Origin of the sequence: Streptomyces sp. NPDC001068, assembly GCF_042897315.1 — a bacterium.
Taxonomy (GTDB): Bacteria; Actinomycetota; Actinomycetes; order Streptomycetales; family Streptomycetaceae; genus Streptomyces.
In genome coordinates, this window is record NZ_JBIAYD010000024.1 from 17,598 (window position 1) to 31,522 (window position 13,925).

Below are 13,925 nucleotides of genomic sequence, written 5' to 3' on the forward strand. Positions count from 1 at the left end.
CCATGCCCAGGCTTCTGCGCGATGACGGCATCGTCCGTGTCCGGGACGACGTCTATGCCGTGACCGGCTCCAACACCAACTGGGTCATCGTGCAGGACGGCGACAGCTGCACCCTGGTCGACACCGGTTACCCCGGCGACCGCGACGCCGTGCTGGCCTCGCTGCAGGCGGTCGGCCTCGGGCCGCATTCCGTGGCGGCCGTCCTGATCACGCACGCGCACAACGACCACATCGGCGCGGCCGAACATCTCAGGACCACGTACGGCGTGCCCGTCCTGATGCACCGGGAGGAGGTGCCGCATGCCCGCCGCGACTTCCTCGACCAGGTGTCCGTCGGGCAGGTGCTCGGACAGGCCTGGCGGCCCGGTGTGCTGCCATGGGCCGTCCACGCACTCCGGGCAGGCGGAACCACCCACGTCCCCGTCGACGAACCGCGGGCCTTCCCTGTCGAGGGCGCCCTCGACCTGCCCGGAGCTCCCGTTCCGGTACACACACCAGGACACACCAGGGGTCACTGTGCCTACCACCTGCCCGGAAGCGGCATCCTGGTCACCGGGGACGCGCTGGTGACCGCGCATCCCACGTCCCGGATCGACGGACCCCAGCTGCTGCCCGGGATGTTCCACACCGACAGGGACCGGGCTCTCGACTCCCTGAGCGCGCTCGAAGGCCTGGACGCAGACCTTCTTCTGCCTGGTCACGGCCCCGTGCACCAGGGCCTCGTGAAGGAGGCCCTGGAAACAGCTCGTCGGCATGCCGCCCGGTGACGGAGCCGCTCCACGTACACACGTCCGGCAGCCCGCAAGCGACAGCCGGGCGGTTCACCGAGACACTTACCGGGCAGTATTTTTGGGGAGCTCTCGCCCTCCGTGGCGTCATCGGCCTTGGAGGGCTGAAGAAAAGCCAGCGCACTCTGCGTGTGCGGGCACATTAGCGCTTATCGTGAAGGGTGAACATGCCCGACGAACCGTCTGGCGTCGACACTTATCCGCAGGGCACCCTCGGCGTGGGTACCATGCGCAGCGTCATCCATATCGAGGGAGTGAACGGTTGTGACCAGCCAGTCAGCCGCCACGCTCCGATCGCGGTACGTAGAACAAGCCGCATCGGACCTGGAAGAGAACCGCCGACGACAGCAGGAGCTGACGGAGCGGATCACGGCGTTGAAGCAGGAGGAGTCCCTCCTGGCGGACATCCTGAACCTTGCCGAGCAGTACGAGGGTTTCGCGGATGCTTCCCGCCTGCCCGAGCAGTTGCAGGACGAGCCTGTCGTGGCGAAGGCGAAGAAGGCCACTGCCGGTACGACCACGCGGCGCTCGACGGCGGCCGGGAGCACTGCGGCGGACACCTCGGCGAAGGCCGGCGCGAAGGGGAAGTCGCGTCAGCCTCTGCTCGGGGATCTGCTGGCGGACATGCTCGGCACGTCCGACGAGCCACGTCTGGCGAAGGAACTGCGGGACGAGCTCCTGGAGAAGTTCCCGGACCGCAACCCCACACCGCAGGTGGTGCGCAACACCCTTGAGTCCCTGGTTGCCAAGGGGCGCATCCAGCGGCACAAGCAGCAGCGCTCCGTCATGTACACCCTGGTGAAGTAGCGGGCGCCGGGCACCCACGGCTGACCTCTGCACTCGTCCCGGGCGCGGGGGTCCGGCCGGACCCCGGTGTGCGCCGTGCGCGGCACAATGCGCCATGCCGGACGGCTGGGACACCTCGGACCGGTGTGCCGGGAGGCTCTGCTTACAAGACCGCATCTGCCAGCCGGACCACCTCGTCGCGATCGTCCACGGTCGGATTGAACACGAGTTCGTCGACGCCGAGTTCCTCGAAGGCCCGGGCCGTGGCACGCACGGCAGCGGCTCCCCCGCTCGTCTCGGCCGCCCTCGCCCGGGCCCCCTCCGGTCCGGCGGGACGGTAGTAGTCGTACACGTTGGCCCGGCCCCGGTCCTCGTCGCCCAGGACGAAGTAGGCGAGAGCGACGAGGTACGGGGTGCCCTCGCGTCCCGCCGCTGTCCAGGCCGTACGGGCGCGCTCGAAGGCCGGCCCGAGGGCCGCGGGCGGCGCGGACGGTCCGATGTACCCCCGGCCCTTCCGGGCGGCCCGGTCGAACGACGCCTGCGCCGTCCCCCCGAAGAGCATCGGCACCTCACGGGTACCGGCGGGCACGGCCGGGTTCTCGCAGCCGGGCAGGGCCTCCCCGCGCCATACGGCTCGATAGGTCTCGATGTCCTGGTCCAGCCGCTTCCCGGTGCCCCGCGGGCCGCACCCCTCCACCACGAAGTCGTCGGCCCTGCCACCCAGTCCGAGGCCGAGGGTGAGCCGCCCGCCCGAGACCGCGTCGATGCCGGCCACCTCCTTGGCCAGCAGCACCGCGGGCCAGACCGGTGCGAGCAGCAGGGTGCTGATCAGAGCGATCTCACGGGTGGCGCCCGCCGCCGCCGCGAGGGCGACGGTGTCCATGACGCCGGGGTAGGCGATGCGGCCCAGTGAGGCGAGCGAGCTGAATCCGGCTTCCTCCGCCGTCCTGGCCCAGACCGGAACGGTGCCGGGCCGGACATCGCGGACCTGGTTGGGGAGCCCGATGCCGATCTTCACAAGCGTGACCTCTCCTGACGACGGCCCGACGGGCACCCCTGTTGTCCCCGGGCTTCCTGCGTTCCCCCTCCCCCTTGACGGTCCTGCGGGGGAAAAAGGTTCACGCAGAGGCGTCAGCGCGTCCGGAGGAGCCGGCGGTCGATCAGGCGCCGGGTGGTGCCATAAGTAGCCCGGCCGGCGAGGCGGCGCAGTTCCGCCGTCGCGGCGGAACTGCCGAAGCGCCCCAGCGCGGCCACAGCGGCGTTGGCGACCTTGGCGCTGCGCGGACCCACCTGACGTGAGGCCGTGTACAGGCAGGTGTCGACGAGCCGCCCCAGCGCCGGGACCGTCTCCTCCACGGAGCCGGTCAGGGAGAGCATCAGCACGAGCCCCCGCAGGAATCCCGCGTTGAACGGATCGAGATGACCGTCGGCACCGCCCGGCCCACCGCGCACCCGACCGGTCAGCGGGAGGGTCCTTTCCAGTCCGACCAGGGGCAGCCAGGACAGGATCCGTCGATGCGCTTCGGCCTCACCCAGCCGGGCGAGGAGTTCACCACCTACCCGGTCCCATCCGCTCGTGGGCCGGCCGGACCGCACGGTCCCGGCGTGCGTCACCAGAGCCTGCCAGTCCGGGCCGAGGACACCCAGCTCGGCCAGGACCTCGTCCGCCCACCGCTCCCCCACGTTGAGGAGGGGGTTCGTCAGCGGTGCGGCCAGGGCTGCCCAGCCGGGATCCGAGGTCAGCTTCGCGGACCGGCGTACCGTGGCGACGACCTCGGCCGGCAGGGCCCGGCCGGTGGCGAGTTCGGTGCGGACGAGATACAGCCGGGTGTGGTCCTTCACCGCCCAGCGGTCCCCGAGCGCGAGGATCGTCTCCCTTCGTTCGGCGGCCAGGACATCGAGCGGCAGCCCTTGTCCCAGGATCGCCGCGAGGTGCAACAGCCCAAGCCTGAGCCCGGATCCGACGGGCGCGCACGCGTGGCGGCCGGGCAGCGTCCGCAGCAGGGCCTCGCGCGTCGCGGCGGGCTGTCGGCCCAGATACTGCACCACCCCGCCCCACACCGCCAGCAGGTCGCCGGCGCTCGCCTCGTACGCGGCCACCGCCACGTCCAGAACGGCCTGCGGATCACCGCTCCGCAGGCCGGCGTCCACCCGGTGCCGATAACTCAGTCCGGCCATCCGTCCTTCTCCAGTGGATAGGTATGAGCACTTCACTCACACGTGTTTTGATCCTACCCACCCGTTACGACACGTTCGGCGACTGGTGTCCACAGGTGTCCCCGCCGTGGCGTGTGTCCGGCGCCGCATGTGCCGGCATACCCATGTGCCGCCGGCACATGCCGGTCCGCCTCGTGACGGCCGGGTCCGCGGGCTGTGAGCACGGACTGGCGGCCAGGTCCTGCGCCAGCCCGATGTTCCCTAGGCCCGCCAGATGTTGTCGAACGCGGCGTGCTCGACGTCCCGGCGCAGCCGGACCGCCTCCAGTTCCGTCACCGCGTTCCCGACGGCGGCCAGCACGGTCGTGACAGCTTCCTCCGCCGGTTCTTCGGCGTCCGGGGGTGCGTCCCAGGCTTCCAGGACTCCCGTCAGGGCGGTGAGGACGGGCTCGCCCGACACGAGCCTGTTCTCGGCTCGCCGACGCTCCGGGGTGTCGGCGAGCACGGTCTCGGTGACCCGCATCGCCGGCCTGCGGCCCCGGTGCGGGCGGACGGCGGCCCCGGCCCGTGCCAGCTCCTCCATGTAGGCCGCGGCAAGTTCCTGCCCTCGCCGCCACAGCCAGTCCTCGACCGTCTCGTACGGCTCGTGCCGGACGAGCGCGGCGGCCGCGGCGTCCAGCAGCGGGTCCCCCGTCGGTGCCCGGGTACCCGGCACCATGCGGTCGCCGTCCAGGGTCAGCGCCCCGGCCGCCAGGAGATCGACAGCCTCGGCCCCGGCCAGGGCCAGCGACAGATCGCCCTGCTCGACGATCCGTCCGGGTGGCAGCCCGAGGACGACGAGCACCAGGTCGCGCGCGGTGGTCATGAGTCCCTCCTCGTCTCCAGCAGGCGCAGCCACACCTCGCTGATGGTCGGAAAGGCGGGCACGGCGTGCCACAGGCGTTCCACGGGCACCTCGCCGGCAATCGCCACGGTGGCCGAGTACAGCAGTTCGCCGACGCCCGGTCCGACGAACGTCGCGCCCACGACGACCCGACGGTCCCGGTCGATGAGGATCCGGGCCCTGCCGCGGTAGTCGGTGCGGTACTGGAGGGCGCCGGCAAGGTGGCCTATCTCGTAGTCGACGACCTGGACGGCGCGGCCGGTGCGCTCGGCCTCGGCGGTGGTGAGCCCCACGGCGGCCACCTCGGGGTCGGTGAAGACGACACCGGGGACGGCCTCGATGTCGGCCGTGGTGCTGTGTGCGGCCCAGCGGCCGGTGTCGAGTTCCGCACCCCGGGCGCGGGCGGTGATGACGGCACCGGCGACTCGGGCCTGGTACTTGCCCTGATGGGTGAAGAGCGCCCGGCGGTTGACGTCGCCGACGGCGTACAGCCACTCTCCCGGTACCGCGGTGACGGTCAGAGTGTCGTCGGTGGTGAGCCACTGACCCGGGGTGAGCCCGACGGTGTCGAGCCCGACGTCCGCCGAGTTCGGCGCGCGGCCGGTCGCGAACAGGATCTCGTCGGCGACGAGTTCACCACCGTCCCCGAGCGTGACCCGCACCTCCCCCGGTCCCTCGCCGTCCCGGCGGACGGCGACCACCTCGGTGCCGAACCGTACGTCGGCCCCCGCCTCTCGCAGCCGTTCGGTGACGAGTTCGCCGGCGAACGGCTCCATGCGGGGCAGTAGTCCGTGCTCACGGGCGAGCAGGGTCACCTGGCTGCCCAGGCCCTGCCACGCGGTGGCCATCTCTACACCCACCACGCCCGCACCGACGACCACCAGTCGCCGCGGCGGCTCCTGGGCACTGGTCGCCTCCCGGCTGGTCCAGGGCCGCACCGTGTCGATCCCGGGCAGACTCGGCAGGGCGGCACGGCTGCCGGTGCAGAGGGCGACGGCGTGCCGGGCGCGCAGCCGGACGGTGTCGCCCTCGGGTGTCCGCACGGTCACCTCCCGCTCCCCCGCCAGCCGTCCGTGCCCGCGCACCAGCTCGATGCCGGCCGACGCGAGCCATTCGACCTGGCCGTCGTCCTTCCAGTCCGCGGACATCCGGTCGCGGTGCGCCAGGACGGCCTTGGTGTCCAGCGGGTTCGCGACGGCGGGATCGAAACCGGGCACGTGCACGGCGTCAGCTCGGAACAGAACGGGGCGCAGCAGTGCCTTGCTGGGTTCACAGGCCCAGTACGAGCATTCGCCACCGACCAGTTCGCTCTCCACGATGACGGTGCTCAGGCCTGCGGCGACGGTACGGTCCGCCACGTTCTCGCCGACCGGCCCGGCGCCGATCACGATGACGTCGTAGGTGCGGGTGTCGTCGGTCGTCATGTGTCCTCCGGTGGATGGATTGCGGCCGGACGGCCGGACGGCGGCCGGATGGACGCCGGTGGGACGGGGGTGACCCGGCTGGCGGGTACGGTCCCGGCGCGGCGGGGGGGGGCGACCGTGCCGGGACCGGGTCTCAGCGGCCGGGCGCGCGCTCGGTGACCTCCTGGAGGAACCACTCGTTGCCGTCGAGGTCCTTGAAGGAAGCGAAGGTGCCGTAGCTGGCGCGCTCGGGGTGCGCTCCGGGCACCCGATGGGTGCCGTCCGCGTGGTGGAAGGCACCGGTCTCGTCACGGAAGGGGCCGTCGACCTCGACGCCGTGGGACTCCAGTTCCTTCTGCGCCCCGACGATGTCGGTGACGGTGAGCTGAAGGCCGTGCAGCGTGCCCGGTTCCTGTCCGGTGAGCCCCTGCCCGAAGATGATGGAGCACTCGGAGCCGGGCGGGGTCACCTGCACGATCCGGTAGCCGTCGTTGATAGGGAAGTCGGCGTCGAGGCGCCAGCCGAGCCGCTCCACGTAGAAGCCCTTGGCACGGTCCACGTCGGACACCGGGAGAATGACGACTTCGAGCTTCATGTCCATGGCGATGCTCTCGCTTTCGTTGGTTCGTTCGTTCAGTCCTGGGCCTTGGCCCACCCTCGGGCTCGGGTGACACGTCCGGCATCAGTCACCTGACGGTGTGTTTCCGGGACCCGGGGCCCGGGGGCCCGGGGGCCTTGAGCAGGATTCACCGATTCGTTACCGGCACCTTCGGCACCGGAACGACTTGGGATACGTGTGAAGGATGGGTGCTCTGAGTCAACTGGCTCTCGGTGTACGGCAGTCCGGGCATCGGCACACCTGCCGGGCCACCACGCAGCCGCTCCGAGCAGAGCCCCTCGACCGATCACGGAAGGACAGATCTTGAGGAAACTGCTTCCCGCCTCCCGCGCCGGACGCGCACTTACGGTGGGCGCCGCACTCCTCTCCGCCGGTGCGGTGCTCGCCCCGGCCGGAACGGCAGCGGCGAGCACGACCACGGAGAGCCGGAGCCGGGTGGACTACGTCGCCCTGGGCGACTCCTACGCCTCCGCCCCGCTCGTACCCACCCAGGTCGACGCGACCTGCCTGCGTTCCAGCCAGAACTACCCCTCGCTGGTGGCACAGTCGCGGGGCGCGACGCTGACGGACGTCAGCTGCTCGGGTGCGACGACCGCCGACATGCGGTCTTCCCAGACCGACGGTGTCGCGGCTCAGCTTGATGCCCTCGGACGGGGAACCGACCTGGTCACCGTCACCGTCGGCGGCAACGACATCGGTTTCTCGACCGTGCTGGGCACGTGTGCCCAGCTGACGGCCACCGACCCGACCGGCACCCCCTGCCAGACCCACTACACGGGTACCGGGGCGGACCAGATCTCGGACGCGATCGACCAGACCGCGCCCAAGGTCGCGCGGGTGCTGCGCGGCATCAAGCACCGCGCCCCGCACGCCGAGGTCGTCGTTGTCGGTTACCCCGACCTCTTCCCCGACGACGGCGTGGGCTGCACCAGCAAGACCGTGCCGCTGGCCATGGGCGACTTCGCCTGGGTCCGCGACAAGGAGAAGGAGCTCAACGCGATGCTGGCCGGCCAGGCCCGTAAGAGCGGAGCGCGGTACGTGAACACGTACACGCCGACGATCGGTCACGACCTCTGCAAGCCCACCGGCGAGCGTTGGATCGAGACCTTCGCCCCCGAGACGCCGGCCGCGCCGGTGCACCCCAACGCCGCGGGTGAGAGCGCGATGGCCACCGCCGTCGAGAGCGCTCTCGCACGTCACACCTGGCACCGCTGACCTTCCTGGCGCAGCGCGAGCGCCTGGTACCCGGGCCGGTCCGGCACGTTCCCGTGCCGGGTCGGCCCTCTCGCGTGTCCGCGACAGGCGGGGCGCCCCTTCCGGCCCGGGACGGGTCAGAGAAAGCGGGCCGGCCCTGGGCCGTAGCCCGAGAGCACCACGCTCTCCGCCCAGTTCCACACCTGGGCGTCGGTGGGTACCCGAGTGTCGGTGGACCGGTCCCGCTCCGCGTGGCTCCAGGTCTCCCCGGAGGCCTGCTCCTCGGATACGGCTTGGACACGGCCGGATTTCCGTACGTGGGTGTGTGTCATGGCGGCCATGTCCTGTGTTCGTTCCGTGCTCAGGCGGCGCTGGCGTTGATGACGACCGGGATGTTGTCGCGCGTGGCCTTGGAGTACGGGCAGATCTGGTGGGCCGCGTGCGCCAGCTCCTCGGCGGTGGCCTGGTCGACGCCGCCGAGAACGGGGTTGAGTACCGCGGAGAGCGAGAACTCGCCGTCGTCACCGTGGGTGAGAGTGATCTCGGCCGTGATCGTGGTGCTGGTCAGCCGCACCTTGCGAAGGGCGGCAGCACGGCGGAGGGCACCGAGGAAGCAGGCCGCCCAACCCGCGGCAAGGAGCTGCTCGGGGTTGGTCGCGGTGCCCGCGCCGCCGAGTTCCTTCGGGAGGGCGAGGCCGGTCTCCAGCAGACCGTCGGAGGAACGGGCGTGACCGCCGTTCCGGCCTTCTCCGTCGACGTCGACAACGGCGGTGTAGCTGACTGCCATGGCTGTGCTCCCCTTCGGAATCAAATGATCTTGGACCCCTCCCACCGTGCATTTCACATGTCACCGGTTGAGGTGGTGATGAGATCATGGCAGCAGCATCCGTCACCCGTCAAGGTGGTGATTAATTTCTGCACGGATCGGCCCGGCCGGATCACGTCCGGCCGCCGCACCCTGAATGGCGAACGGCCGCACCGGGGTTGTGCCCCGATGCGGCCGGAGGTCCCGCGCGGGAACGCGGGTGCCCGGCTCCTACTACGGCAGCGGGAATCCGAGTTGTCCGGCGGCCAAGGCCGGCCCGTCGGAGCCGCCCCACCGTTCGTCTGGCCTTCCGGGGCGTGGGCAACATGTGATGACAGGCACACGTTACGCGATCTGTGCTGCCGCTCACACCTACGCAAGAAACACACGTTTTCGAGGTGACCCCAGAAAACATGTGTCTGGTGTACGGTACTGATGGGTCAGGCGCCGAAGAGGTGCGCCACACGCGCCGCGAGTAGGCAAGGGACCGAAGGGACCGTAGTTCAGGAACATCGCCGCCCTCGGCGCTTCCCTGGCGTTCCTTCGTGGCTCACCGGGGGCTCCGGGAGCCGCTCGTGCGACGTTCAGATGTTCATATCGCCTTGGTGCCGCAGAGCCGGCTTCCGGGAGAATCGTTCTGAGCGAAGAATCGAACTGTTCGAACAGGCGCTAGATATAGCGTAGATGTCTGATTCGTTCCATTCCGTTGAGCAGTGACCTCCTCACGCCAGCAGAAGGTTCAACCTCCGCAGGGACGCCCCACTTGCCGGGAGTCATGACCCGGGTGGCAAGCATGGCGTCTCATGGATCGCCCCTCATTGACCTGACGTACATGAGGGGCGATCAGCAGGACGCGTCAGGTGGCCCGACGGAGAGGGACGACGACCCGCTCCCCCAGGCGTCCCGGGGTCAGTCGGTAGTATCTGATGTGCCCGATCTTCTCGGACTCCTCCAGCCAGCCGAGCCCGATGACCTGTTTGCGGGTTCTGGAGAAGACGGGCGGCGCCATGCCGACCAGTTTGGCCAGTTGAGCCGCCGTCTCCAGAACGGCACCCGAGCGGTCAGTCGGGTGCAGAGCGTAGAGCATGACGACGAGACGCTGATTGGCCGTCATCCCGGCCGTGGCCTCCAGCAGCCTCAGGTTCTGCTGCTTGTCGTCACTGGTCACTTTGCCTCCCACCGTGCTGGGGTGTTCTCGTCAAAGCCCGGGATGTCCGGTGGATTACATGCTTTCACCGCTTCACGCTGTTCCAAGCCTGTTCCATGGAACGCGATGTAGGGGCTGATGCGATAGAGGTTGTAGTTCCCGATACGTCCACGGACAACCAGAACCCGGTGCTTGGTCAGCTTCCTGTTGATCTTCCCGACGGCGTCGGTCGACATGCCCACCCTTCTGGCCATGTCGGCTCCGGTGGCCCGCAACGGTTCCATCCCCTCCGGGGACACCCCGATCCACCAGAGGACGAGGAACTTCTGGCTGGGGGTGAAGGCTTTCGACTCGGTGATGGCTTCCACCCTGGCCTTGTCCACCTGAGTGTGCCTACCGGAGAAGGCGTACGGGGCATAGGGAACCGGCTCACCCGTGTCGGCGTCGACCAGTCTGCGTACTGCTCCCAACAGGCCCTCCGTGCATGGTTGTTGCCGCACTGTTCCTTGGGGACGGTCATTGAGCCACCTTGATGAACTTAACGTACATGAGCAGGAAGTCAATGAACTCCGCCTGTCGGCCGTGTCGCGTGCCGTCAGAAGCATCGGCGAGCCCTGACGGGCCGTAGCAGTGTCCCGGGGAAAAGGGGATCGCCACCCGGGAAAGACATGTACGTGACGTCAATGTACCGCTGTCGTAGAACAGTGGTACTCAGTCCTCTCGGACTGAGTACCGGGTTCCTGGGATCTGCCTCCGCTGCCACAGAAACTGCCTGGCAGTTCTGCCGAACTGGGTCACGACTCCTGTTTCCGCAGGTCAGAGACGCTTTCACGCTGTCGCTCTCTTACCCTTCCCACAGCGCCGTCCCGGGCTCTCCGTGCTGCCTCGGCTCGCTGTTCCCCCCGATGCATGCCCCTTCGACGACTCCCTCTCCCCCACGGCTCCCGCACCACAGAAAGCCCGCCACGACGTGCCGGCACGGAGGCACGGGGCGCGCGTGTGCCTCGGTCAGCCCCCAGGGAGCCCAGCCACGTCTCTTGCTTGTCATCGCCCAGCGGGAGCGGCGGCCGCTGCAGCCCTGAGTCGCGCGTCGGGGCGCCGGAACCTCGCCAGCGCGGAGAGACGTGCGTACGAGAACGCCTGTGGCCGACGCGAGCCATCGCTCGCGTCGGCCACAGGTGCACGGTTCAGTACCCGGTAATGGGCTACGGCTGAGTCAGGGAGTCGTTGTCTGCGATCCTCGACGCTCGCTCTGGTGCTTGTTGAGGATGCTCAGCATCTTGTCGAACTCGGTGTCGTTCATCTTCTTGATGAGATGCATCGCGATGTACCAGCCGTCGTCATAGGGAAGTTGCCGGGCAATCCGTGACTGTCCCTGGCTCTGCTCGGTGTCCGCTGACGGCGGCGAATCATGCGATGCCGACTCGGCCGTCTCCGGGGTCTCGACCGCGGAGACGGGGACACCGGAGGACCGAGGGGGCGCTTCACGTTCGGGCGCGCGGGTCGGCGGCACCGAGACCTCAGGGCGTGGAGTAACCGGGAGAACCGGGGAGACCTCCAGCTCAGGGGAATCGGGGAAGTCGATCCCCTCCCCCAGCTCCCGGGCCAGGTTCTCCTCGGGAACGCTTTCCTGAACCGGAGGCTCCTGAACCGGGTTGCGGTCCGGTGCGGACTCATCGTCGGGAGCAGCGGGCACGGGAGGCCGCCGCTCGGCTTCCTTGCGCGCCCGTTCGGCCTTGAGTTCCTGAAGGCCGGATTCCTGAAGGTCCTGGGGGAGCTTCGCGATCGAGCGCAGGAGCTCAACGGGCTCTTCTCCGACCACGGCCTGGAGTTCGGGTGCCAGGTTGAGCAGGGCAATACGCTGCGAGACCCATCCCTGGGACTTGCGGAGCCGCTTGGCCAGCTTGACCTGGGAGCCATGAATGGCGAGTAGCCGTTGCAGAGCGCGCGCCTCGTCCAGGGGGTCGAGGTCATTACGGTGAATATTCGCGACGAGCGCGGATTCGAGGATGGCGTCGCCGTCACTCCCCTGCTCGTCGTCGACCATGACGTTGAGATGGGTGAGACCCGCCTCGCGCGCGGCTGCCAGTCGGCTGCTGCCGTCCACCACCACATGGGTGGTGTCGGGTTCGAGGTCACCCGCACGGCTCGGGTTGGCCCTGAGGTAGGCGTCACGGTTCATCACCGTGATGGCCGCCTTCTGACCGTGCTCCTGGAGGCTGCCAACGAGTTCAGTGAGATCGCCCGTGCTGGTGCGTGGGTTCTCGGGATTGGGACTGATCCGCTTGACCGGCAGCCGAGTCGGAGGAGCCACCCCGTCGGTGGGAACCCCGGTCGCGGCACCGATGGCAGCCCGTCGGGCACTGACGGGTCGAGCACCTCCTCCGAAGCGTCCGGCTCCCAACTGGTCGGCCTTGCTCATGAAATCTCCCGGGCCAGTGCGCGCATGGCTACAGCCTGCTGTGAGGAGGGCGCGTAACTCAGCAGAGGCTGCTTCATGCGAACGGCCTCCTTCTGCTCCTTGAGGTCGCTGATGAGACCGACGACCTTCGGATCCTTTATGTCGACCCAGCCCTGCAAGGACGACGTGGCGATGTAGCCGCGACGGCTGTCGTAGAGGTTGACGACGATGCCCAGGTAGTCGATGTCGAGGGCCAGGTCGTTCCGGAGATCCTCTATCTGGTTCGTGAGCAGGTCGTAGGCATCCGCGGAACTGTCCTCCGCTTGAACGACGATGAGGGCTCCGGACTGCCCCGGCCCCTCGCTTTCGCGTCGCCGGCCGTAGTAGGCAGCCGCGTCCATGCTCAAGCCGAGGCTCGGCGGGCAGTCCACGATGATGACGTCGTAATCGGCTTCGAGCGGCAACAGAGCCCGCTCCAGCGCGCTCTCGCGAGCACGTACCGCCGACAGACGGACGTCGAGAAGAAAGGCGTCGTGGCAGGCGGGCAGGAGGTGCAGTCGTCCACCGAAGTGCTCTTCGTCGACGGAGACGATGAGCTCGCGCAGTTCGCCTTTGGCCTCGCCGGCCATGTGATTGGTGAGGCTGTCACCATGCATCGCCAGGGGAGCGGCACCCAGTTGGTTGGTGAGGTGACACTGGGGGTCGAAGTCGACGAGAAGGACGCGCAGTCCGTGTCCGGGCAGCTTCTCGACATCGAGCGGATCGTTGTCCGTCTCGACCGTGCCGTTCTGGCTCTCGCTGTCGCGAATCGCTGCGGTCAGAGCCTTGGCTACGCGGACCGGAAACAGTCGGTGGGGGTCTTCGGACAGTGCCTCCCCCACGCCTGCGGTGATGGCGGTCTTGCCCACCCCACCCTTCTGATTACAGACGATGACGCGGCGGGTGACTTCCGAACGCTGCACATCCGGTGCCGGGTTCGTGTCCAGCCAGAGCTGGACGGACTGGGCGAGTCCCTGGATGAGAGAGACACGTCGGTCCTCGCTGATGCCTCGGAACTCCTCCCACTGCCCGGGGGGCAGAAAGGTGGAGAAGGACTCAGCCCCACCGGTGTCCACGGAGGCGGTCGCGGAGGCGAGATCGCACCAGGCGGCAATGCCCTGCTCGACGGCAGTCTGGATGTCGATACCGAGTTGGGCGGTTCTGACCTTGAGGTTCTGCCGGAGCCATCCCGGCAGTTTGGAAACGACCTTGGCTCGGTCGCTCGAGGTGGCTGGCATACTCATGGCGCTACCTTACTAACGTCTTGGGTTTTCTGTTGCACCGACACGTTAGTTAGTACATCTCGGTGTTGGCGAGGGCCCTCCTCTCGCTATTACGGCGTAATAGGTCCGGTAAGTTCACTCGCTTCCCGGTTGACCTACTCCCCCACGTCCCGCACGCGCTCCGGCCAGGACGCCACAGCAACGGCACGCGCCTCACGAGCGGGCGTCAGAGCTATTACGCCGTAATAGGTCTGACGGCTCTCACCCTCCACCCGTTCACACCTCACATCAAGCACAACCTCCGTATCAGACCGGGGACTGTCCCCAAGAGTCATGATTTTCTGCTTGCGGCGTCCCGGTGGAGTCGGGCTCCCCAGGACACGGACATGCCCCGACAGGACCTGGAGGGTCTCGTCCTGCTCCCCTCGATCACCTGCGCACGATGCAGCCAGGTACTGATGCGCGCCCAGACCGGAGAGAG

At 68.6% G+C, this 13,925-nt stretch carries 14 protein-coding genes; 3 read left to right on the forward strand and 11 right to left on the reverse strand.

Annotated features, from left to right (window positions below):
* Positions 1-2 precede the first annotated feature (2 nt).
* Positions 3-767, forward strand: a complete 765-nt coding sequence (locus ACFY3I_RS41315; protein ID WP_390866112.1) for an MBL fold metallo-hydrolase — start codon at positions 3-5, stop codon at positions 765-767.
* Between the two features lie 285 nt (positions 768-1,052).
* Positions 1,053-1,595 (forward strand): hypothetical protein, encoded by a 543-nt coding sequence (locus tag ACFY3I_RS41320; RefSeq protein WP_390866113.1) that lies wholly within the window; start codon positions 1,053-1,055, stop codon positions 1,593-1,595.
* A gap of 142 nt (positions 1,596-1,737) precedes the next feature.
* Here the strand turns inward: ACFY3I_RS41320 and ACFY3I_RS41325 are convergent, their stop codons facing one another.
* The 5 genes from ACFY3I_RS41325 to ACFY3I_RS41345 all read right to left on the reverse strand — a co-directional run bounded on the left by ACFY3I_RS41325 (position 1,738) and on the right by ACFY3I_RS41345 (position 6,617).
* Positions 1,738-2,592 (reverse strand): LLM class flavin-dependent oxidoreductase, encoded by an 855-nt coding sequence (locus tag ACFY3I_RS41325; RefSeq protein ID WP_390866114.1) that lies wholly within the window; start codon positions 2,590-2,592, stop codon positions 1,738-1,740.
* 113 nt (positions 2,593-2,705) lie between these two features.
* Entirely contained in the window at positions 2,706-3,752 is a 1,047-nt protein-coding gene (locus ACFY3I_RS41330) for a hypothetical protein (RefSeq protein ID WP_390866115.1), read from the reverse strand.
* A 240-nt stretch (positions 3,753-3,992) separates the two neighbouring features.
* A complete protein-coding gene (locus ACFY3I_RS41335; RefSeq protein ID WP_390866116.1) occupies positions 3,993-4,595 on the reverse strand; it encodes a GPP34 family phosphoprotein in 603 nt (200 codons plus the stop codon).
* Positions 4,592-6,037, reverse strand: a complete 1,446-nt coding sequence (locus ACFY3I_RS41340) for a dihydrolipoyl dehydrogenase family protein (RefSeq protein WP_390866117.1) — start codon at positions 6,035-6,037, stop codon at positions 4,592-4,594. The genes ACFY3I_RS41335 and ACFY3I_RS41340 overlap by 4 nt, the downstream gene beginning before the upstream one ends.
* A 133-nt stretch (positions 6,038-6,170) precedes the next feature.
* On the reverse strand, positions 6,171-6,617 hold the full coding sequence (locus ACFY3I_RS41345; protein ID WP_390866118.1) for a VOC family protein: 447 nt from the start codon (positions 6,615-6,617) through the stop codon (positions 6,171-6,173).
* Between the two features lie 321 nt (positions 6,618-6,938).
* Here ACFY3I_RS41345 and ACFY3I_RS41350 point away from each other — a divergent pair, with 321 nt between their 5' ends.
* Positions 6,939-7,850 carry an SGNH/GDSL hydrolase family protein gene (locus ACFY3I_RS41350; protein WP_390866119.1) on the forward strand — a complete coding sequence of 304 codons (912 nt, stop codon included), beginning with the start codon at positions 6,939-6,941 and terminating at the stop codon, positions 7,848-7,850.
* Between the two features lie 116 nt (positions 7,851-7,966).
* Here ACFY3I_RS41350 and ACFY3I_RS41355 read toward each other — a convergent pair whose 3' ends face one another.
* The 6 genes from ACFY3I_RS41355 to ACFY3I_RS41380 all read right to left on the reverse strand — a co-directional run bounded on the left by ACFY3I_RS41355 (position 7,967) and on the right by ACFY3I_RS41380 (position 13,465).
* A complete protein-coding gene (locus ACFY3I_RS41355; protein WP_390866120.1) occupies positions 7,967-8,161 on the reverse strand; it encodes a hypothetical protein in 195 nt (64 codons plus the stop codon).
* 29 nt (positions 8,162-8,190) lie between these two features.
* On the reverse strand, positions 8,191-8,616 hold the full coding sequence (locus tag ACFY3I_RS41360; RefSeq protein ID WP_390866121.1) for an Ohr family peroxiredoxin: 426 nt from the start codon (positions 8,614-8,616) through the stop codon (positions 8,191-8,193).
* 874 nt (positions 8,617-9,490) lie between these two features.
* Complete coding sequence (locus ACFY3I_RS41365; RefSeq protein WP_046730236.1) at positions 9,491-9,802, reverse strand: replication initiation protein, RepL2; 312 nt, start codon at positions 9,800-9,802, stop codon at positions 9,491-9,493.
* The gene (locus tag ACFY3I_RS41370) at positions 9,799-10,251 is read right to left on the reverse strand and encodes a MarR family transcriptional regulator (RefSeq protein ID WP_390866122.1); all 453 of its coding nucleotides are present in this window, start codon (positions 10,249-10,251) and stop codon (positions 9,799-9,801) included. Before ACFY3I_RS41370 ends, ACFY3I_RS41365 begins: the two co-directional genes overlap by 4 nt.
* Before the next feature lie 746 nt (positions 10,252-10,997).
* A complete protein-coding gene (locus ACFY3I_RS41375; protein ID WP_390866123.1) occupies positions 10,998-12,203 on the reverse strand; it encodes a ParB/RepB/Spo0J family partition protein in 1,206 nt (401 codons plus the stop codon).
* Positions 12,200-13,465, reverse strand: a complete 1,266-nt coding sequence (locus ACFY3I_RS41380; RefSeq protein ID WP_390866124.1) for an AAA family ATPase — start codon at positions 13,463-13,465, stop codon at positions 12,200-12,202. Before ACFY3I_RS41380 ends, ACFY3I_RS41375 begins: the two co-directional genes overlap by 4 nt.
* Positions 13,466-13,925 lie beyond the last annotated feature (460 nt).

Bases quoted from the DNA above. Each gene is read 5' to 3' on its own strand.
- ACFY3I_RS41315 (WP_390866112.1), top strand. From the start codon at position 3: ATGCCCAGGCTTCTGCGCGATGACGGCATCGTCCGTGTCCGGGACGAC.
- ACFY3I_RS41330 (WP_390866115.1), bottom strand. From the start codon at position 3,752: ATGGCCGGACTGAGTTATCGGCACCGGGTGGACGCCGGCCTGCGGAGC.
- ACFY3I_RS41335 (WP_390866116.1), bottom strand. From the start codon at position 4,595: ATGACCACCGCGCGCGACCTGGTGCTCGTCGTCCTCGGGCTGCCACCC.
- ACFY3I_RS41340 (WP_390866117.1), bottom strand. From the start codon at position 6,037: ATGACGACCGACGACACCCGCACCTACGACGTCATCGTGATCGGCGCC.
- ACFY3I_RS41345 (WP_390866118.1), bottom strand. From the start codon at position 6,617: ATGGACATGAAGCTCGAAGTCGTCATTCTCCCGGTGTCCGACGTGGAC.
- ACFY3I_RS41355 (WP_390866120.1), bottom strand. From the start codon at position 8,161: ATGACACACACCCACGTACGGAAATCCGGCCGTGTCCAAGCCGTATCC.
- ACFY3I_RS41360 (WP_390866121.1), bottom strand. From the start codon at position 8,616: ATGGCAGTCAGCTACACCGCCGTTGTCGACGTCGACGGAGAAGGCCGG.
- ACFY3I_RS41375 (WP_390866123.1), bottom strand. From the start codon at position 12,203: ATGAGCAAGGCCGACCAGTTGGGAGCCGGACGCTTCGGAGGAGGTGCT.
- ACFY3I_RS41380 (WP_390866124.1), bottom strand. From the start codon at position 13,465: ATGAGTATGCCAGCCACCTCGAGCGACCGAGCCAAGGTCGTTTCCAAA.